At 59.8% G+C, this 18,391-nt stretch carries 25 protein-coding genes and 2 pseudogenes; 7 read left to right on the top strand and 20 right to left on the bottom strand.

Annotation, left to right across the window (positions count from 1 at the left end; translation table 11 throughout):
* Positions 1–32: 32 nt before the first annotated feature.
* From K3F44_RS09055 to K3F44_RS09015, 9 genes are all read right to left on the bottom strand, one after another.
* Complete coding sequence (locus K3F44_RS09055) at positions 33–920, bottom strand: metal ABC transporter solute-binding protein, Zn/Mn family (protein ID WP_220633850.1); 888 nt, start codon at positions 918–920, stop codon at positions 33–35.
* On the bottom strand, positions 917–1,816 hold the full coding sequence (locus tag K3F44_RS09050; protein WP_101320288.1) for a metal ABC transporter permease: 900 nt from the start codon (positions 1,814–1,816) through the stop codon (positions 917–919). The genes K3F44_RS09055 and K3F44_RS09050 overlap by 4 nt, the downstream gene beginning before the upstream one ends.
* Positions 1,813–2,562 carry a metal ABC transporter ATP-binding protein gene (locus K3F44_RS09045; RefSeq protein WP_181087343.1) on the bottom strand — a complete coding sequence of 250 codons (750 nt, stop codon included), beginning with the start codon at positions 2,560–2,562 and terminating at the stop codon, positions 1,813–1,815. Before K3F44_RS09045 ends, K3F44_RS09050 begins: the two co-directional genes overlap by 4 nt.
* Complete coding sequence (locus K3F44_RS09040) at positions 2,559–3,476, bottom strand: metal ABC transporter substrate-binding protein (protein ID WP_101320284.1); 918 nt, start codon at positions 3,474–3,476, stop codon at positions 2,559–2,561. The genes K3F44_RS09045 and K3F44_RS09040 overlap by 4 nt, the downstream gene beginning before the upstream one ends.
* 16 nt (positions 3,477–3,492) lie before the next feature.
* The gene (locus K3F44_RS09035) at positions 3,493–4,062 is read right to left on the bottom strand and encodes a DUF6162 family protein (protein ID WP_220633849.1); all 570 of its coding nucleotides are present in this window, start codon (positions 4,060–4,062) and stop codon (positions 3,493–3,495) included.
* Positions 4,059–4,379: a hypothetical protein gene (locus K3F44_RS09030; RefSeq protein ID WP_101320278.1), complete on the bottom strand. Its 321-nt coding sequence runs from the start codon at positions 4,377–4,379 to the stop codon at positions 4,059–4,061. The genes K3F44_RS09035 and K3F44_RS09030 overlap by 4 nt, the downstream gene beginning before the upstream one ends.
* Positions 4,376–4,915 (bottom strand): thiamine pyrophosphate-binding protein, encoded by a 540-nt coding sequence (locus K3F44_RS09025; RefSeq protein ID WP_220633848.1) that lies wholly within the window; start codon positions 4,913–4,915, stop codon positions 4,376–4,378. The genes K3F44_RS09030 and K3F44_RS09025 overlap by 4 nt, the downstream gene beginning before the upstream one ends.
* Entirely contained in the window at positions 4,912–6,111 is a 1,200-nt protein-coding gene (locus tag K3F44_RS09020; RefSeq protein WP_150571784.1) for a PepSY domain-containing protein, read from the bottom strand. Before K3F44_RS09020 ends, K3F44_RS09025 begins: the two co-directional genes overlap by 4 nt.
* Before the next feature lie 129 nt (positions 6,112–6,240).
* A complete protein-coding gene (locus tag K3F44_RS09015; protein WP_101320271.1) occupies positions 6,241–7,569 on the bottom strand; it encodes a lysine N(6)-hydroxylase/L-ornithine N(5)-oxygenase family protein in 1,329 nt (442 codons plus the stop codon).
* A gap of 192 nt (positions 7,570–7,761) precedes the next feature.
* Between K3F44_RS09015 and K3F44_RS09010 the strand changes: the two genes are divergently transcribed.
* On the top strand, positions 7,762–8,193 hold the full coding sequence (locus K3F44_RS09010) for a hypothetical protein (RefSeq protein ID WP_220633847.1): 432 nt from the start codon (positions 7,762–7,764) through the stop codon (positions 8,191–8,193).
* A gap of 45 nt (positions 8,194–8,238) precedes the next feature.
* Here the strand turns inward: K3F44_RS09010 and pbpG are convergent, their stop codons facing one another.
* The 4 genes from pbpG to K3F44_RS08995 all read right to left on the bottom strand — a co-directional run bounded on the left by pbpG (position 8,239) and on the right by K3F44_RS08995 (position 11,207).
* On the bottom strand, positions 8,239–9,159 hold the full coding sequence (pbpG, locus tag K3F44_RS09005; RefSeq protein WP_259073147.1) for a D-alanyl-D-alanine endopeptidase: 921 nt from the start codon (positions 9,157–9,159) through the stop codon (positions 8,239–8,241).
* A gap of 129 nt (positions 9,160–9,288) precedes the next feature.
* The gene (locus K3F44_RS09000) at positions 9,289–10,413 is read right to left on the bottom strand and encodes a site-specific integrase (RefSeq protein ID WP_259407049.1); all 1,125 of its coding nucleotides are present in this window, start codon (positions 10,411–10,413) and stop codon (positions 9,289–9,291) included.
* The gene (locus tag K3F44_RS24810) at positions 10,323–10,667 is read right to left on the bottom strand and encodes a hypothetical protein (protein ID WP_224785494.1); all 345 of its coding nucleotides are present in this window, start codon (positions 10,665–10,667) and stop codon (positions 10,323–10,325) included. Before K3F44_RS24810 ends, K3F44_RS09000 begins: the two co-directional genes overlap by 91 nt.
* A gap of 39 nt (positions 10,668–10,706) precedes the next feature.
* Positions 10,707–11,207 carry a hypothetical protein gene (locus K3F44_RS08995; RefSeq protein WP_220633844.1) on the bottom strand — a complete coding sequence of 167 codons (501 nt, stop codon included), beginning with the start codon at positions 11,205–11,207 and terminating at the stop codon, positions 10,707–10,709.
* Positions 11,208–11,275: 68 nt separating this feature from the next.
* Between K3F44_RS08995 and K3F44_RS08990 the strand changes: the two genes are divergently transcribed.
* The gene (locus K3F44_RS08990) at positions 11,276–11,461 is read left to right on the top strand and encodes a hypothetical protein (protein ID WP_150568856.1); all 186 of its coding nucleotides are present in this window, start codon (positions 11,276–11,278) and stop codon (positions 11,459–11,461) included.
* A 16-nt stretch (positions 11,462–11,477) separates the two neighbouring features.
* Here K3F44_RS08990 and K3F44_RS08985 read toward each other — a convergent pair whose 3' ends face one another.
* From K3F44_RS08985 to K3F44_RS08970, 4 genes are read right to left on the bottom strand one after another with little or no spacing between them, the layout of a single operon-like run.
* Entirely contained in the window at positions 11,478–11,666 is a 189-nt protein-coding gene (locus tag K3F44_RS08985; protein ID WP_220633843.1) for a hypothetical protein, read from the bottom strand.
* Positions 11,667–11,671: 5 nt separating this feature from the next.
* Positions 11,672–12,121 (bottom strand): ASCH domain-containing protein, encoded by a 450-nt coding sequence (locus tag K3F44_RS08980; RefSeq protein WP_220633842.1) that lies wholly within the window; start codon positions 12,119–12,121, stop codon positions 11,672–11,674.
* Positions 12,118–12,390 carry a hypothetical protein gene (locus tag K3F44_RS08975; RefSeq protein ID WP_220633841.1) on the bottom strand — a complete coding sequence of 91 codons (273 nt, stop codon included), beginning with the start codon at positions 12,388–12,390 and terminating at the stop codon, positions 12,118–12,120. The genes K3F44_RS08980 and K3F44_RS08975 overlap by 4 nt, the downstream gene beginning before the upstream one ends.
* Before the next feature lie 2 nt (positions 12,391–12,392).
* Entirely contained in the window at positions 12,393–12,707 is a 315-nt protein-coding gene (locus K3F44_RS08970; protein WP_220633840.1) for a hypothetical protein, read from the bottom strand.
* Positions 12,708–12,840: 133 nt separating this feature from the next.
* Here K3F44_RS08970 and K3F44_RS08965 point away from each other — a divergent pair, with 133 nt between their 5' ends.
* Complete coding sequence (locus K3F44_RS08965) at positions 12,841–13,605, top strand: hypothetical protein (protein ID WP_220633839.1); 765 nt, start codon at positions 12,841–12,843, stop codon at positions 13,603–13,605.
* Between the two features lie 6 nt (positions 13,606–13,611).
* Here the strand turns inward: K3F44_RS08965 and K3F44_RS08960 are convergent.
* Positions 13,612–13,890: pseudogene (locus K3F44_RS08960) on the bottom strand (DNA cytosine methyltransferase); the annotation flags it as partial.
* Positions 13,891–13,989: 99 nt separating this feature from the next.
* Here K3F44_RS08960 and K3F44_RS08955 point away from each other — a divergent pair.
* The 3 genes from K3F44_RS08955 to K3F44_RS08945 all read left to right on the top strand — a co-directional run bounded on the left by K3F44_RS08955 (position 13,990) and on the right by K3F44_RS08945 (position 16,506).
* Positions 13,990–14,715, top strand: coding sequence for an SLATT domain-containing protein (locus K3F44_RS08955; protein WP_259407048.1), 726 nt, complete (start codon positions 13,990–13,992; stop codon positions 14,713–14,715).
* 636 nt (positions 14,716–15,351) lie between these two features.
* Positions 15,352–16,176: a putative phage abortive infection protein gene (locus tag K3F44_RS08950; RefSeq protein WP_220633837.1), complete on the top strand. Its 825-nt coding sequence runs from the start codon at positions 15,352–15,354 to the stop codon at positions 16,174–16,176.
* A gap of 93 nt (positions 16,177–16,269) precedes the next feature.
* Positions 16,270–16,506 (top strand): hypothetical protein, encoded by a 237-nt coding sequence (locus K3F44_RS08945; protein ID WP_220633836.1) that lies wholly within the window; start codon positions 16,270–16,272, stop codon positions 16,504–16,506.
* On the opposite strand, the pseudogene K3F44_RS08940 reads toward K3F44_RS08945, so the two are convergent.
* Positions 16,482–16,805: pseudogene (locus tag K3F44_RS08940) on the bottom strand (hypothetical protein). The gene K3F44_RS08945 and the pseudogene K3F44_RS08940 sit on opposite strands and share 25 nt — an antisense overlap.
* Positions 16,806–17,191: 386 nt before the next feature.
* On the opposite strand from K3F44_RS08940, the gene K3F44_RS08935 reads away from it, so the two are divergent.
* A complete protein-coding gene (locus K3F44_RS08935; RefSeq protein WP_220633835.1) occupies positions 17,192–17,455 on the top strand; it encodes a hypothetical protein in 264 nt (87 codons plus the stop codon).
* Here K3F44_RS08935 and K3F44_RS08930 read toward each other — a convergent pair.
* Positions 17,452–18,375 (bottom strand): DNA cytosine methyltransferase, encoded by a 924-nt coding sequence (locus K3F44_RS08930; RefSeq protein ID WP_220634166.1) that lies wholly within the window; start codon positions 18,373–18,375, stop codon positions 17,452–17,454. The two genes, K3F44_RS08935 and K3F44_RS08930, sit on opposite strands and share 4 nt — an antisense overlap.
* Positions 18,376–18,391 lie beyond the last annotated feature (16 nt).

Raw genomic sequence — 18,391 nt, 5'->3', positions numbered from 1 at the left:
TCAGGGGCTGTTGACAGCCCCTGAAACTAGGTCTAGCCGAGCAGAGCGGCGATGACCTGTTCGACACTGGCTTTGAGCCCGGCAACGCTGTCTTGTGGATCACTTTCAACTATGACCAGTTTTGCTCCGGCCGCCTTGATAACCTCGGCGATTTCGGCAGCGGGTTGGCGATGGTGAACCACCAAAACCACGTCCTGACCTTTGAGCGTGTCGGCCAAGGCCTTGAGCGCCGCGGCATCCCACTTGTCATCCGCCGGCAGCGGCTGATCGACCACATCCAGATTGAGCCCGCTGACCAGATAACCGAGGCGTTCGGACAGGTTCACCACACTGAGGTTGTCGGCCTCGGCCAGGCGTGTCTGGCTGCTGGCGTTGAGTTCCAGCATCTGCCGTTTCAGGCCTGCAAGATTGGCCTGGATCCTGGCCTTGTCGTTCGGCGACAAACGCTCGAGATCGTTGGCCACGACGTCGGCCATGCGCCCCATGTTGGTGGGGTTGAGCCATGGATAGCCGGCAAACGCGTTGTCTCCCTGTACCGCAATGCCTGGCAGCGCGCCGTCTACCGGGCGTGCGGCATCGATCTCGACGATGCGGATGTTGCTGCGTCGGGCCATTGGGTAGAGCGGGTCATCGCGCCAGATCGAACGCAGGCCAATGGCGGCGTCGGCCGTCTGCGCGGCCTTGTCCAGGCTGGCGCCACCGCGGCCACTGAAGTACGACGGCTGGCGGGTCGCTGGCAGGTTCGCCGGCGCCGCGCTGTTGAGCTGTACCGACGTGCCTTCGAGCAGCGCGGTGGCCAGGCTGTGGGTGACCGGCAGGCTGGTCAGCACGGTGACCGTTGCCGGTTTGGCCGCCAGCGTCAGCGCGGGCAGGCCCGCCAGGGCCAAGGCCAGAGTCAGTTGCTTGAGGGTAGAAGTCATGCCGGGTTTCCTTGCAGGCGAGGTACCAGAGCGCGGGCGAGGGCGGCAAGGGCGAAGCAGACGCCGGCCACCAGAATGATCGCCGCACCAGACGGCACCGGCAGGTCGAAGACGATCGGCAGCAGAATGCCGCACAGCGTGCTCACCGTAGCGATCAGCACCGAGATGAAGAAAAAGCCTTTCAGCGACTGGCTGACCAGGCGTGCTGCCGCTGCCGGGATCACCAGCAGGGCGCCGACCAGAATCGCGCCGATGACCTTGACCGAAGCCACGGTCACCAACGTCACCAGCACGACGAACAGATAGTCCAGGGTCTTCACCGCTACACCGCGGACCGCCGCCAGCTGCGGGTTGAAGCTGGCCAGCATGATCCGGTTGTACAGCGGCAACGCCAGGGCCAGCACCAGCACTGCGACGATGCCCAGCACCAGCAGGTCCTGAGCACTGACCGTCAGCACCGAGCCGAACAAGACGTTCTCGAGGATGTGCACGTTGATTTTGCCCGCGAGCATCAGCAGCAGGCTTGCGCCCAGTGCCAGCGACACCGACAGGAACACCCCGATCAAGGTGTCGGGCGAGAGCCCGGTGCGGTTGCGCAGGAAATTGAGCAGGATGCCGAACAGCAGGCAGTAGCCGAACAGGCTGCCGTACGGCCCGGTGTAGGGCTCGCCGAGCAGGATGCCGATGGCAACCCCGGTCAGCGCGGCATGGCCGACCGCTTCGGAGAAGAAGGCGAAGCGTTTGACCACGACCAGGGTGCCGAGGCCACCCAGCACCGGCCCGATCATCACCCCGGCAATCAGCGCATTGATGACGAAGCCGTAGGCCAGCGCCTCCGGCAGATAGCCAGCGCTGGCCCATTCCTGGATCAGTTGGCGGAAGGCTTCAAAGCTCATCGGGCGAGGCTCTCGCTGCGAGGGTGGACGGAGAACAGACCAAGCAGCCGCTCGGGGGTCAGGGCTTGGGCCGGTGGCGCATCGAACAGTACTTTGCGGCTGAGGCCGGTCACTCGGTCGGCCAAGCGCAGCACCGCTTCCAGGTCATGCTCGATCCACAGCACGGTGGTGCCGCTCTGGCGCCAGCTGTGCAGCAGTTGCTCGAACACCTGGATACCGGCTTCATCGAGGGCCGACATGGGTTCGTCAAGCACCAGCAGTTGCGGCTCGGGGATCAGCCCTTGGGCCAGCAGCACGCGCTGGCGCTCGCCACCAGACAGCGCGCCCATGCGCCGCTTGCGCTTGTCGAGCATGCCCACCCGGGCCAGTGCTGCATCGATGGCAGGTTGGACCCGGCGCGACAGGCCGAGAAAGGCCGGTCGACGCTGGCACATGGCAGCCATGAAGTCGTCGACAGTCATAGGTAGGCCACGATCGAACTCCAGCGCTTGTGGCACATAGCCGATCACTTCGCGCTCGCCCGGCCAGTGCAAGGTAAGCTGACCCTGATGCGGCATCTGCCCGAGCAGGGTCTTGATCAGCGAGCTCTTGCCGCCGCCGTTGGGGCCGACGATGGCATGCACGCTGCCGGCTGCCACGCTGAAACTGACCTGTTCCAGAATCGAAGTCCGCCCGAGAGTGAGGTCGATGCCGGCGAACTCGATGCGCGGGCCCATGGCCACGCTGAGGTTGGCGGCCGCAGTCATGCGTTGTTCTCCTGAATCGCTCGGACCACGGTATCGAGGTTGCGCTGCATCTCGACTTCGTACTTCTCCTTGGTGTATTCGCCGTAGGAGATGTGCGTCAGCGGGTAGATACGCACGCCAGACTCACGCTGGATGGTTTCGACGTAGGCCGAAGGGAAGTCCATCTCCGAGAAGATCACTTTGACGTCGAGTGCCTTTAGCTGGTCGATGGTCTTTTTCAGCTGCGCCGGGCTTGGCTCGATGCCGTGAGCTGGCTCGACCACGGCGGTGACCTCCAGGCCGAAGTCGCGCACCAGATAGTCGTAGGCGGCATGAATGGTCGCTACGCGAAAATCCGCGTGGGGCGCTTCGGTGACCTTGGCCAGGGCGTCGGCGCGCAGCTTGCGCAGGCGCTTGGCATAGGCACGGGCGTTTTGGGTATAGAACTTGGCGTTGTCCGGGTCGAGCTTGCCCAGCTCGCGGGCGATATTGTTGACCTGGGCGATGGTGGTGCTGATCGACAGGAAGGTGTGCGGGTTGACCACCTTGCCTGCACCACGGGCGGCAATCCCGGTCGCTGCCAGCAGCGGCACGTTGGCATTGGCCTCGATGGTTTTGACATCAGGGGTTTCGCTGGCGGCGATCATGCGGTCGGCGAAGTCATCATGGCCGACGCCGTTGAGCACGATCACATCCAGGCCGCCAATGCGTTTGATGTCTTCGGCGCGCGGCTCGTAGGCGTGCGGGTTGAAACCGGCAGGAATCAACGGCACCACTTCGGCCTTGTCGCCGACGATGTTGCTCACGTAGCTGTAATAAGGATGCAGGGTGATGCCGATGCGCAGTGGCTTGCCGGCCTCGGCATGGGCCAGGGCCGGAAGGGCGCAGGCCATGAGCAGGGCGAGGGCGCGGCGGGCGAGGGCGGATCGAAGCATGGAGGAGTCCTTGGATTCAGTGACGGTGTTGACGGGTAACCCCGGCGTCGTAATGGCTGACCACTTGCTGCCAGCCAGCGGCGATCAGGGCCACCGGCTGCAGGTCGTCCGGGATCACGGCTGCGGTGTCGCGGCGCAGCCAGACATCGGCCCGTTCATCCGCCTGCGCGGGCACGATCAGCAGGAAGCTGCCGGCGACCGCGCTGTCCTGGCTGCGTCCCAGATAGGCGCCGGCAGCCACCCACTGCCATTGATGGCCACCGCGGCTGACGCTGCTGGCATCGCTGACAAACGGCGGCAGGCCTTCCTCGGCGAGGCTGGCCACTTCAGGCATGGAACCGGTCTCTTCGCGCAACTGGCGGATCTCGTCGAACGCCACCAACAGGTCTGTGAATACCCCTTGTTCGGCCGCTGTCAGGTCGCGACGAGCGTCGATCTGGTGGCTCTCGATGCTGACTTCGTCCTCACGCTCGCCGCGCAGCGTTACCACCGTGGCGGCCAGCGCCAGGATCAGCAGGGCTGTCAGCAGTACATATAGCGTCTCATGCCCGGCACCGGCCGGGCGGATCACCTGGGCGCGGCTCATGGCTCGCCTATATCGGCATGGTCGATTTCAACGACGTGCCCGGGGCCGGCGTCGAACAGCACGTAGAATTCACCGTCGGGGCGCTTGAAGGTCAGCGTCGAGTCGTCTCCCAGCTTGCTGCCAACCAGCACCTGCTCGTCGTAGCCGATCACGTCCAGGGTCACGCCGGGTGCGCCGCTGCCATCGGAGAAGCCACCGGTGCATTTGATCTGCTCGGCATCAACCGGTGCGCACTCGCACATCGGATTGTGCGCCAAGGCAGGGCCCGCGCAGAGCAGCAGAATTGGCAGGGCCAGCCTGCGAGTCAGGTGTTTCATTTGGTGCCTCCTTGTTTCTCGAGCCAGGCCACGGTTGCCGGTGAGGCCTGGGCCAGGGGGACGGATGCCTGGTGCATGCTGCCGTCCCAGCCTTCGATAGTGATCCAGACCTGTGCGTCAGACCGTGTGCGCGGCGGTACCGGCAGCGAAGTGATCATGCGGTAGGGTGCCCCGAAGAAAATCGTCCCCGCAGCGCGCAGGCTGCGCGGCTTGCCGATACGCAGGTAGACCGCTTTAACCTCCGTGGTGCAGGCTTTGCACAGGGCTGCGTTGAACAGTTTGAAATGACCCGCCGGGCCATCCGCCCTGGGCGCTTCGTCGCGCAGCTCGGCCAGGTCGAGCGTGTACGGGCCTACCTGAATGTCGCTGACCTGATTGGCGCCCAAACCACTGTCGCCGCGGAACATGGCCGCGTCGGCGAAGTACTTGGGCATGAACCCCAGCGGGATCAGGATCAGCAGGATGTTGATGTGGAATCGCCACTTCAGCCAGAACTGCTTGAGCAGGCTCACCGGTACTGCTTGCGCCTTGCTCATGGCTGCGCCTCCACTGAAGTTTCACTGCGTGCCGGTTGCGCACGCGCGACTCGATCGGTGCGCTTGAGCGCTGCGGCGGTGGCCTGGGCGGTGCGCTTGGTCCAGATCAACAGCCCGCTGAGTACCATCAGGGTCAATACCAGGCCGAAGAAGAACCAGATCAGCTTGATCGCCAGGCCGCCGAAGTCGCCGGTGTGCAGTGGACGCATCGACTCGGTGACGAACTCCAGCGCGGAGCGGTCTTCGAGTAGGAACTTGCTGTCGACATTGCTGGTGTAGGGGTTGACCGATGCGGTCTGGAACATCAGCGGGTACCAGCCGCGGCCACCCATTTCGACATGGCTGTAGGCCGTGCTGGGCAGGCTGATGAAGGTGATCTCAAGGCCGGGAATGGCCTCGGTGGCGATGCGCGCCGCTGCATCCAGGTCGATCCGCGGTGCCGGGCTGCCGTCGGCAGTCAGCGGCACGTCTTCGCGGGCAATCACCGGCACGATCGGCTCGCTGGAGATGGTTATATGGTTGTCACCGAGAATGGCCTGGATCAGGAACCAGATGCCGGTAATCGAAATGACCGTGATGAACCAGATCGACCAGACCCCCGCCAGCCGGTGTACGTCACCCCAGAAGATCCGCGAGCCGTGGCCGCTGCGCACCGGCTTGAAAAAGCCGCGCCAGAATTTTTTGTACACCACCAGGCCGGTCACCAGCGAGGCCAGCATTGGCAGGCCGAGCAGCGACACCAGGTACCAGCCCCAGCTGTAGCCATTGGTGAACGGCACCAGCCACCAGCCGTGCAGGGCACGGGTGAAGGCTTCGAAGTTGAAGTCCGGCGCCTTGCCCTGGATCACCCCGGTGTACGGGTTGACGTACAGGGTTGGCGTGGTGCCATCCGGGTTGGTGACGCTGGCGGCGAGGGCAAAGTGCGAACCCTCAGGCTGCACCAGCATGCGCACGGCCATGTCCGGCTCGGCCTTGTGCAGGGCGTCGATGATCTGCTGAAAGCTCAGCCGCTCGGCGCCGTCGCTGGGTTTGCTCGCGCGCACGTCAGAGTTGGCCAGCCAGACGATCTCCTGGCTGACTACGGCCAGCATGCCGGTGAAGCAGACGATCAGGACAAAGAACCAGATCGGCAGGGCGAGCCAGCTGTGGACGAGGAACCACAGCTTGGACTTGGACTTTTTCGTAGGTTGGGCCATCGGTCATCTTCTGAAAATAAGGGTCGAGCGCATGCTCAACCGTGTAAGGCTGCATTAATAAAGACGAATGAGAATGAAAATCCTGCCTTTTTAAATGCAACCAGATATTTCAGAAGGCGTCCTGTACCCTCAGGCGTTGCTCGCGGCGGCCATTACCGCCGGGCGGGCGCAGCGCTGGGCGAGGTCCTGATAGAGCGCCTGGCCGATTTCCGCGGCACGGGCGGGCAGCACCGACAGCAACGTATCGCTCAGGCCATGAGTGGTTTCGCAGAAGCCTTGCAGGTACACCGAGGCGTGCATGTCCGGGCTGGCCAGGACTCGATAGTTGCGATCGGCACTGAAGTCGTCCAGGTAGCCCTGCAGCGGCGCCAGCAGTTCTCGGTGCGAGCGGCGTTCGTAGCCGGTGGCGAGGATCACCGCGTCATAGCGGTGAGTCTGTTGCTGGCCGGTGGCGAGGTCGCGCAGGGTCAGCTCGATGCCATCGGCAGTGGCTACGACCGCATCCACGTTGCGCCGGCACAGTACGTTGTGGCGATACTGGTGGGAGACCTTCTGCCGGTAGAGGATGCCGTAGATGCGGTCGATCAGGTCGAGGTCGACCACAGAATAGTTGGTGTTGTGGTACTCGCCGATCAGCTTGCTGCGCAGTTCGGCAGGCTCGTTGTAGACGAGGTCGGTGTAGTCGGGGGCAAAGATCTCGTTGACGAAGGGACTGTCATCGGCAGGCTTGAGCGCAGTGGCACGCAGGATCATGTCGACCTTGACCGACGGGTAGCTGTCGTTGAGGTCGATAAAGGCCTCGGCCGCACTTTGCCCGGAACCGATCACCGCGATACGCATCGGCTTGCCTTCGGCGCAGGGTAGCTTGGCCAGGCCGCTGATGTAGCGGGAGTGGTGGAAGACGCGCTTGTCGTCCTTGAACCCGGCGAATTTCTCCGGGATTTTCGGCGTGCCGCCGCTACCAATTACTACCGAACGCGTGCGCCGGCTGTACTCACGGCCCTGACCGTCGCGCGAGACCAGCCGCAGGTGCTCGACCCGGCCAGCGTGCAGTTCTGGTTCGATGCGCAGTACTTCTTCGCCGTACACGGCCTGGTCGGCAAAATGCTCGGCGGCCCAGCGCAGGTAGTCGTTGTACTCCAACCGGCACGGGTAAAAGGTGCCGAGGTTGATGAAGTCGGCCAGGCGCTGCTTCTGGTGCAGGTAGTTGACGAAGCTGTACGGGCTGGTAGGGGTGCGCAGCGACACCAGGTCCTTGAGGAAGGAAATCTGCAACTCGCTCTGAGTGGCCAGCGTATCGCCGTGCCAGCGGTAGTCTTGCTGCTTGTCGATGAACAGGGCGTCCAGGGCATGGCCCTGGCTCTGGGCGAGTTCTTCGAGGGCGATGGCCAAGGCCAGGTTGGAAGGGCCGAAACCCACGCCGATCAAATCTTTGACTGTTTCTGGGGTCTGGCTCATGGCTGCGTTCCCTGAAGTTCGAATGAACAGGCGCGCCGGAGTTTGGCCCCTGCGCCTTCTACACATTTTGGAACGAGCCAGCTTTGAGGGAATTTAGCCAGCCTGCAGCGCAGGTGCTGCCCACTTCAAGATCTGCTGCGCGCGGCCGATAGCCTGGTCAACGCAAGGACCACTTCAGGGCAGGTACGGAACATGGTTACAGTTACAGGCATCCCGATCGCTGGCGCTGCTTCGGCGCAAGTCGCCGGCAAAACCAATCAGCGTGATGACGTCGAGCAGGTCGAGAAGGGCGGCGCCATGCCTGTCGACCTTTCAAAAGTCGCTGGCGGCGCCAAGGCGGCACAAGCAGATAGCGGCTCGGACAGCAGCGAGCCGCCGCACATCAAGCAACTGCGCGAACTGATCAAGCAACTGCAAAAGCAGCTCGCCGAAGAGCAGAAGCAATTGGCCGAGATGATGGCTAAAGACACAGATGATGGTGCCATGATCGCTTTGATTACCGCCAAGCAAGCCAGCGTCAGCACGCTGACTGGCCAGGTCATGGCGGCGACCGCGCAGTTGCTCGAAGCCCTGACCAAGACCGGTGACAGCAGCGCCGGCGGTACGGTCAATACCCAGGCCTGAGACGACGCCCGGCGGTTGGCCTGGCGTCGCCCTGGAGCGTCAGGCTCAGTCGGCAACGACCTTGCGTCGCTCCGCTTTGTACTGCATGGCCACGGCCGGTGCAGGTTTGGCCGCACCGGTTTCCAGCCACTGGCGCATGCGACTGGCGTCGGCGAAGTGGGTGTACTTGCCGAAGGCATCCAGAATCACCATCGCCACGGGGCGGTTGTCCATCCGGGTCAGCAGCACCAGGCAGTGCCCTGCTTCATTGGTAAAGCCGGTCTTGGTCAGCTTGATGTCCCAGTTGCTCTTGTTGACCAGATGGTCGGTGTTGCGAAAGCCCAGCGTGTAGTTAGGCTTGCGAAACGCCACGGTCTTTTCGCGAGTGGTCGACAAGTCGCTCAACAACGGGTACTTGCGCGATGCCAACAGCAGCTTGCCAAGGTCGCGTGCGGTCGACACGTTCAGCGTCGACAGGCCTGTAGGCTCGACATAGCGGGTATGGCTCATGCCGAGGCTGCGCGCCTTGGCGTTCATGGCCTTGATAAAGGCACCATAGCCGCCTGGGTAGTGGTTGGCGAGGCTGTTGGCTGCGCGGTTTTCCGACGACATCAAAGTGATCAGCAAGGTCTCGCGACGATCGAGCTGGCTACCCAGGCGTACCCGCGAGTACACACCCTTCATTTCCGGGTTGTTGGCGATGGTCATGGTCAACTGCTCGTCCATAGGCAGTTTCGCGTCAAGCACTACCATGGCCGTCATCAGTTTGGTCACCGAGGCAATCGGCACCACCCGGTCGGCATGGCTTGCGTACAGCTCCTTGTTGCTGTTGAGGTCGATCAGCAGCGCGCTGCCCGAGGCCAGGTGCAGTTTGGCCGGATCGCGCTGAGTCTGGCTCGGCGGCGGCGCAGCGGCAGCGCTAGTTGCGAGGGTCGAAGTTCCAGTGAGCAACAGCAGCAGGCTGAGGATGGACAGAGAAGTTTTCACGTTGAGGCTCACTAAAAGGAGGTATGTCGTTGGCTTTGCAGGGTTTTCCCCAAAAAACCGCTGCATTGTGGAGTATGGCCGAAAGCGTGTCGAATGCCTTATGACTAAAGGGCGCAAGGTGAACGAATTTTAATCCTGTACCAATTCTGTACCAATTACGCACATTTCAAGCTTCGCCAGTTCCGACCAATCATTGGCCGAATTCAACCACTTCGCATAGGTGGTCAGCAGCACCTGAACAGAGTGCCCGAGCTGCCCTGCAATAAAGGCCGGGTTCATGCCTGACATGAGGCACATGGTGGCGTATGTGTGCCTGCAATTGTACTGCGGTCGAGGCCTTACCTGCCGCCCAGCGATCGCTTCATTGAAGTGGACTCCAGGCGTGTCAGGCCCTTTCATGAACGGTGATCGACCGGACGGCTGGAAGACGTATGGCGAAACCGTGGACACGCGCCGCGTCTGCGTCTCCCTGTCATCGGCGATCTTCCTTGCCTTCGTGAGCGCGGCCAGTGCCCTGCTGTTGAGCATCACCGTGCGGGTGTATTTGGTCTTGGTCCGCTCCATCACCTGGTTCTCGACCACGATTCGGCAGACGTGGGCGGTCTTTTTATCCATGTCGACCTCGTCCCACCTCAGGGCCATGATCTCGCCCGTGCGCATCCCGGTGTAGAACGCAAACTCGTAGAAAGCGGCGAAGACCTGATTGCACCTGGAGAAGTTGGCATACATCCACTCGATGAGCGTGTCCGCCTCTTCGACCGTGAACGGATCCACTTGCTTGCGCGTCTTCTGCGGCAGCTGGATCGCGGCAGCTGGGTTCCTGTCCACAACTTCGTCATAGACCGCCGCTCGAAACATTGCCTTGACCCGGGCGATCGCGGCGCGCTTGACGGTCGAACTCTTCCACTCGGTCCTAGCGACCACCTCCCTCAGCACCATCGGCGTAACTGCCTTGATAGGCAGTCTCGCTAGATGCGGCATCCAGTAGTTGTTCATAATCCCTTTGTAATTGACCCGCGTGTCGTGCACGACCTCCAAGCTGTTGAGCCAGCTTTGCGCGTACTCCCCGAATGAAATCTCGCTGACTGTCGCGTTGTAGCTTGAACCCGGGAACAGCTCGGCATAGCGCTTTTCGTCCAGCACGCCATGCTTGGCCAGGCTGACTACTTGAGCGCGTAGATCGGCTGCCGCTTTGATCCCCTTGGCAGTTTGGGGATATGCGAGCGTTTCTGATCGCCGTTCGCCGTTGACCATAAAACGGATGCGGACGGCGTTGCCGATGAACTCGACTCCAGTGGGTAACCCCATTCTCCTTCCAGCCACGCTTCATATCTCCTGATGCTGTAGAAAATCCGGCCGTCGACCTTTTTCCAGACCCCTTCGGGGATGACGCCGCGGCATCGCTTGCCTTCCAGCGCTCGCTTGGTGGTGCCTACCAGCTCCGCCATGCGGTCCTCGGGCACCTTGTCCGACGCCCAGGCAATCGGCTCTCTTTGTTCGTTTTCCATGGGATGGTCTCCACGCCGCCGGTGGCGGCAGGTTGGTGGTCAGCCGGATGCCCGGGCTGCTTTTGCGTGGCCCACGCATACGCGAAGGGGCTCGCCGTGCTCATCGAGGTCGGCGTGGCACATGAAACCCTTGCGGTCATGCGCCATGAACTCGGCGTCGCTGGTGGTGATGGGCGACTGATTTGCGATGGAGCCAAGCCGGTAAGCGCAGCCATGACACGCCCCAGCGGGATCGCACTTACCAGCGATCTGGACGCCTTGGCAGGCACCGAAGATGGTCGGCAGGTTCACGCTGTCGAACTTGTCGGGGTGGACGCCGCATTCATTGATGAGCACGGTGTCGCTCATCTCGGCGCAGTTAGCTGCGACAGAATTGGCCATGCCGATGAACTGGGCGAACATCTCTGCTAGCCTCGCGGTTCCGTGCTGATCCACTACGGCTTGAATCATCGTTCGGCGCATGCTCAGGCCGTGCTGGCCAATGCCGGCGATGATCAGCGCATCATCCGGCGACATGCTGTATTCAGTATTCTCAGGCACAGGTTATCCTCGCCCGCGCATGTCGGCGGGCTCGTGTGATTTAATCGGGTTTCAATAGGAGAAACGATATGGCCAAGGAAACTAGAAAGCCGTGGGGCTATGCAGCAGTCACTTTGATACCAACTGGTGCCGGGTTCGCTTTCAGTGGGCTGATGACAGAGCAGCCTGCATTCATCTACAGCGGCCTTGGCATGGCCATACCTGGTGTACTGCTGGCCGTGACGCACTTCTGGTCGGCACGTCGGCGGGCTTGAGTAGTAGGGGGAGGGGTTACAGCAGGTGGGCGCCGGCTTCGAGCATGGCATCGCGGTCTTCGCGGAGGTTGTCGCGCTCTTTTGCCAGGCTCTGGATCTCGCGGTGCAGGTACTGGGCGATGGATTCGCCGCAGCGCAGGTCGCCGGGAATGGCGCGGCCTTTCAGCGCCGCTTCTAGTTCGTGGAGGGTGAATTGCTCGATCATGGTTGCTACTCCTCTGGAGGATGAACCGGGCACGGCCAGCGCAGTGAGCCGTCGCCGGATGGGCAGGTGCATACGGCATCCGCAGGCACGTCAAAAAATCCAAGGCGTCCCTTCATCTGGATGAACGGCAGCGGCCTCGGGTCGCGCAGCACGAACCCTTTTTCACCCATGTACCAAGGCGAGATGCTGGTATCGACGCTATCGACCAGCTCAACCGAACCGACGATGCCCCCGCGCTGCAGATCTTCCATCATGGGCAGCGAGCGCAGCGTTTCGGCGTCGGTTGAGCGCACCACGACCTCAAGCGCTTCGAAGTACTCGGCTTTGGTCATGCCCTTGGATGCGTGCACCAGGAAGCGACCGCGCAGGTTCGTGTGCCAGGTGCGGTTCTCGATATCCTTGCCACCGTGGATGATCAGCCAGGCCCATGGCTGCTTGATTGACAGTGCTTTCACAGCTCATACCTCTCATCAATCCAGCGCCCAGGCGCCAGTGCGGGTGTAGGTCCTGAATCTTTTTCGTGCGGGGAGAGCTGGCGCTCGTTGCCGGCCTGCAGCTGGCTGTCGGGGATGCAGAAAATCGCCTGCGGTGTGCCATAGCCGTTGTACGGCACCCAGCAGGTGGCGCCGCGCTTCTGGTCGTGCACCACCACGATGTCGTCGGTCAGTTGTTCTGCGCTGGCGCCGGTGGCCAGCAGCAGGAGGCAGAGGACGAGGCGGGTCATCGTCAGCCCTCCGTGCCCATCAGGTAGCAGGGCTCGGTGGCCTCTGCCAGCCACTGGCGAAGGCAGCCGCACTCAGCGTGTGGCGGATCTTCGTCGACCCACTGCTGGTCGAGCATCCTGTCGCTCGTCAGCTCAACGTCCCAGTCGGCGTATTCAGATGGATCATCCCCATTCATTTCAGCCAGGATGCGGCGCGCCTCGTCTTCGCTGGTGGCCGCCACCCAATCACAGTCGCCGACCTGGTAGCAGGCGAGGGCAGCCCGGGCCGGCTGGCTTCCATCGAGTGCGAATTTGGATGCTTGGTTTTCTACAGGCATGACTTCGTCCTTGGCCGCCATATCGCGGCAGTGAATAGAGGGGAGAGGGGTTACAGCAGGTGAGTGGTCGTGGTATCTGTGCAGTCAGCTGATGCATGACAAGTTGTGAACTACTAGCCTGAGGGGGCGCAAGGTGGATCAACGAGAGAAGGAGCTTGCTGCCGTTGCGGAGGCGCTTGGTAAGCCTGCTGGGTTTGATATATCCGAACCAGCCGCAAAGGTGCGTAAAAGTCTAATGGCGGCTTCAGTCGCACTGTTGTGTTTGGTGATAGCCAAGATTGAACCAAGTGACACCTTCACTATTTTTGGATTGGCTTTCAAAGGTGTTACTGCCGATAAGATAGTGATAGGCGCGATGATCGTTCTAGCGTATTCGCTGGCGCACTTTCTCTTTTATGTCGTAGAGCTTTTAGGTGAGTATCGGGTGCGTATGACTGGCGCTAAAGTTGCGTTCCAAACAGGCGCACGCGCAGGCAGCGCGCATGTGGATTATCCGGATGATCCGAAACAGTCTAGCTTAGCAAACTGGTGGAAGTCCTACGCGCGCAGGCTTCACTCTTTAGGCGAGCTTGCAGATAAACTTAGCAGTGATTTAGATGAGATTAAATATAGACTAGGTAGTCCGGATGAAATCAAAGGTACCCCGGACGATATTGCCACTTCTCAATTGATGGGGCAGGTAAATTCTAATTTAATGAATCTTCGCAGCGAGATACAAACCAGCAGGGAAGTTGTCCTCAGTCCAAGAATTGAAGTGTCTTTAGAGCGCTTCGACTCTTGGTACAAAGGTTTGATGGACTTGCAAGGCTTCAGGGTGGTGGTCGTTGAGGTTGCATTGCCAATTCTGCTTGGTCTAATTTCGTTGACAGTTGCAACTCGTTATCTTTTAGCCTTCTGAGGACTCTCAAGCGGCGTTGATGATGGCCTCAATAACTCGTTGGCCGGCCAGCGGCGGTACCGCATTCCCGGCCATGTGCATGGTCAGCCGGTGGTTATCCGGCCGCAGGGTGTCGGCTGGGAACGACATCGCGGCCAGGGCCTCGCTGGCGCTGAGCATTCGCATTCGGTCGCCGTCGACGAGTGCCCAGCGGTCCAATGTGGTGATGGTGCCGATCGGCCGATTAATGTCGCGGCCGGTGGTGCCGGAGCCTTTGCCGTAGTAGGGCATGATGAAACGGTCGCCTGCTGTGGGCATGAGGATACCTTTCATGATGTCGGAGTGCTTCCAAGGAGAAGGGGGCATGTGCATACTCAGGTGCGCTGAAATAAGGAGCATGCGGCAGTGTCAGATTCAAAAGCGGATTCGAAAGGATGGTTGTGGATCAAGAGTAGATGGAGTTGGCTTTGGTCTTTGGGCCCTAGAGAAAAGGCCGCGACAACTGCATTTGAGAAACTACACATGAGCATGCGAACGACAGTGAAATGTCGGTTTGCCGCCGCTGATAGACTAAAAAACTATGCGCGGTTTTCATTTTTTACAACAACTGTTTTGTCACTCGGATTGATTCTGATACCACTGATTCAGAATTCTCAGGTGAAGTTGTCGGTGGCGCCGTCTGTATTGAACATGATGCAGATTTTCTTGGCTGTAGCAGTTCTGGTTTTTTCGGTTGTCATCGGAACCGCCAAGTATGAGCTCAGATCTGAGCTTCTGACTGAGTGCGGTAACCGCTTGAAAGAGCTGATTCGGGAGATGAATCGTCTGAAAGGTACCGCCGAGGGGAATGGTCCGACGGAGCTTGAGCGATTAGAAAAGGAATACTCTCGCATTACCACAGACGTTGAAAATCACGCTAGGGTCGACTACCGCCGGTCTTGGCTTGATATGCGTAACGACTATTTCCTGACAGGTCTGCCGCGCCTGTGGTTTATGGTAGCCACCTATTGGTACTCTTTCTACCCTTACTTAATACCTCTGGTATTGATAGGAGTGGAAATCATGTTTATCACCGACATGCTCGGGATAACCAATTGGTTGCCTCAAATTTTTCGTAATGCGCAAGCCTAATCCGCCGCCGCAGAAGCAGCCGATACCTTCATCAACTTCGGCGAAGGTCGAATTGGATCTCGACGTAGTCGATCATCTGCTGATAGCTGGGGCGGTGCTTGCGGAAGCGGGCGCCGTCTCCGGCAAACTGGCCGGTTGATTCGGTCGATCGCTCCTGGCGTGCCATCAATCGTCAGCGCGGATGCCGGTCATCATGTCGACCGGTTTCTGCTCTGTGGACAGGCCCAGGCTGCGCGGGTAGTTCTGAACGACCCTGATTTTCAGGTCGATGGGCAGACACTGATTACCGGGTTAGGCAGATACTTGCGCTTGCGGATGACTGGCTCAAACGGCCCACGGTTCCGGCTGCAAGTGTCGATGTCCGCCAGGGCAAGGCCCTGCTCGTCATCGCGATGCTCCAGCTAGGTAATCGGGACCGCGCAGCGCTCAGCGCATTCGCGGACGAAATCCAAGGTGGCGGGGTGCTCCTTGCCGGTATAGGTGGACAGCACAAGAAAATCGCTCAGGAGGCGCTGGTGCGGCCGCCTGAAAAACTCAGGACAGTTCTCCCGCGTAGGCGATACGGAGACATAGGCGCCCCTCATCGCGCCCTATTATTTGCGGCATAATTAGTGAAAATTTAGTGGGATAGTATAAATGAACAAAATACAATACAAAAATGACCGGGCGAACATACGATTGGTTTATAAGGCGGCAGTTGCGGTAGGTTTTTTCATTTTGATTGTTCTCTTAGCTTACTTGACTAGATTTCATTCTGGGCTTTCCGATCGTCAAGATGCTTGGGGGCAGTTCGGTGATTATTTTGGTGGCTTACTCAACCCAATATTGTCATTTTGTGCTTTTATAGCATTACTCGTGACGCTTGTTGACCAAAGAGAGGCAGCTAGGGATTCAGAATCGCGTCATAGAATTGAAGTATCTGATGTGAGATTTTTTCAAATGCTTGCGCTTTTGCCTCAATCCGTTTCAGATGTAAAATATTGTGATGAAAAACACACGGTTGCTAAATATGATGTGTATCTAGAATCAAGGGCCGCCACTCAAAAAATGTGGAATAGTCTTTACTATAGGATGAATAATTCGTTTAGAACTCATGATTCAATTGAGCTAAAGTACCAAAAGATTCGTAAGGCAGTGGAGCTTTTCAGTTCTGAGGTTTGGCCCTTAACAGGTTTTTATTTTCAGCTTGTTTATGCGATTGTTAAGTTTGTTTCAAAGTCAGGATCGCCCGGTGATTCTAGCTTCGATCTGTACATGTCATTACTTAAGTCGCAATTAACAGAGCATGAGCGTCTTTTGGTCTTTTATATTTCCTTTGGGTCTGATCGCTATTTGGATAGCGCATCGGTTGTTTTGTCTGCGGGCTTCTGTGACGTAGCACTTACGATAGATGCATTAGCTCCAATTAGAGAAGACCTGCTCAAACAAGCGAGGGCCCACAGTCAACCAGAGCTGAGCTAACTGCTACGCTCCTGCCGGATGCGGCATGGTGGCAATTTGGTTGTGAATGGAGTATTACGGGTGACCGGCACGGGGCCGGATCATGGAGGAAAGATGCTAAAAAATTCCTATCTCAACTCATCCTTTTCTGATCGCTATAAGGGTGTCTTCTTCAAAATCACCTTCTACGCATATCCTAATGGATGGGTGACTGAGCTGGAGATCGACGGCCGACCGCCGATTGCGGACAAGGATAAGACCTGGCCGACCAAGGACGAGGCGAAAGCAGCTGCTGAGAAAATTGCTCATCAGATAGTCGATCACGATCAGGTGTCTCCCGCTCTCTCCTGACTGGTTCGCAAATCTTCACGCTGGCAAAAGTTTTCCAGTTTCCGGGCCACAGCAGGTAACACCGTTATTTCGTGGCGCGGAGGCTCCAGCAGCGGGAGCGCGCCGCCCGGGCCAAGCCCGTGCAGATGATGAATCATCAGCGTCATCGCCTCGCCCTGTTCCTCGATCCCGGCCCACTCCATCAGTTCCAGCAGGGCCTGCTTAGTCCCTAGTCGCACCTTCAAGCGCAGATGCTCATCCTACACTGTGATGGCCTTCTCGCGCCGGCGCTTGTGGCGCTGCGGCTGTTCCATTGCCATGTACGATACCTCCCAAGCCGCTGGGCGGCAGATTGATGTGCTGTTGGCGCCGGCCGTGCCGGACGCGCGTGGTGATGCGTTTCATAGCTTTCGCTTCGCTTTCTTCTCGGCGGTAGTTGGGAAGTCCAGGTCTAACTCGCGCAGGATTCGGGACAGCTGCTTTCTGCGATTGATACCTTGCCTGTCGCTTCTTCGAGCAGGCCTTGTGGTTACCGTGGGCGCGACTGAGCCCGCACTCGTCGCATACATTGGATAACGTGAATTGGGGCATGCCGGCTCGGGGCCGGGAGTAGGAGCGGGGGATGGGCTTCATGCGGCCTCCGCGTTTTCTGCGGGCAAGGTGATACCTGGGCTACAGTTCATGTTTTAGCCACGGGAGTAATGGAATGGTTGGGGAATTCAATAAGTACAAGCACACGCTTTATATGGGGCGCTGGCCAGTTGGTACGCCGGTTGGTCCCATACAGGCCGACGGGGCCGTGGTGGACGAGAAGGGAGTTCAGCGCTTTCAAGTAATCGACAATGGCTTGTATGCGGCGAGCGGCGAGCTCGTGGGCCCGATCTACTCAATTGGAGAAGAGATGGTGGTTCCTGATGATCAAGACAACTGTCTGTACTCGATACGCCGCGACATCAAGCCGGCCGGCTAGGCAGCTTTTAGCAGGGCCTCAATCACTCTCTGCCCGGCAAGCGGAGGCACTGCGTTGCCTGCCATGTGCATGGTCAGCCGATGGTTGTCCGGCCGCAGGGTGTCAGCTGGGAAGGACATAGCGGCCAAGGCCTCGCTGGCGCTCAGCATCCGCATGCGATCGCCGTCGACCAGCGCCCAGCGGTCCAAGGTGGTGATGGTGCCGATCGGCCTGTTGATGTCGCGTCCGGTGGTGCCGGATCCCTTGCCGTAATAGGGCATGATGAAGCGGTCGCCGAAGCGCTGGCGGCCGTTTCTCACCCGGTCGAGCGTGGCCACGGCCCGGCCTGGCTTCTCGATCTGTGACCACCGCCCGCCGTCGAAGTCGAGGAAGCTGGATGCTGGCACATGTCGTTCCTGCGGCAGCTGTAGCATCAGCGGGGCCTTGCTGCGGGTCAGCACCATGAATAGGCGCACCCGATGCTGGGGCACGCCGAGGTCGGCGCAGTCGACGATGTGGGGCGCGGCCTGATACCCCAGAGCCTGTACCGCTTGCAGCCAGGCCGGGTAAAGCACCCAGTCTGTGAACTCCGGCACGTTCTCGATTACTGCCGCCTGCGGCCGGTGGAACTCAAGGGCCGACACAGGCGCCCATGCCGTCGAGCGCGATGCATCGTGCTCAGGATTGCCTGACTTCTTGCCGCGGGCCTTAGCGTGCCCCTGGCAGCAGGGCGAAGCCAACAGGATGTCGTGAGCCGGCACCTGCTCCCAGCGTGCCTGGTGCAGGTCTTGGCAGGCGTGCTGTGTTTCGGGGTGGTTGGCGCTGTGCCACTCAACGGCCACCGGCCAGTGGTTTGCCGCCCAGAGAACCTGGACGCCTGCGGCGCGCGCGCCGGTGCTCCATCCGCCGAGGCCGGCGAACAGGTCGATTGCTGTGGGCATTTGTGGTATCTCGAAG

It is taken from the genome of Pseudomonas sp. S07E 245, assembly GCF_019599025.1.
Taxonomy (GTDB): Bacteria; Pseudomonadota; Gammaproteobacteria; order Pseudomonadales; family Pseudomonadaceae; genus Aquipseudomonas; species Aquipseudomonas shirazensis.
Note: the sequence above shows the minus strand (reverse complement) of the source record. Positions and strands in the feature narration are given on the sequence as shown.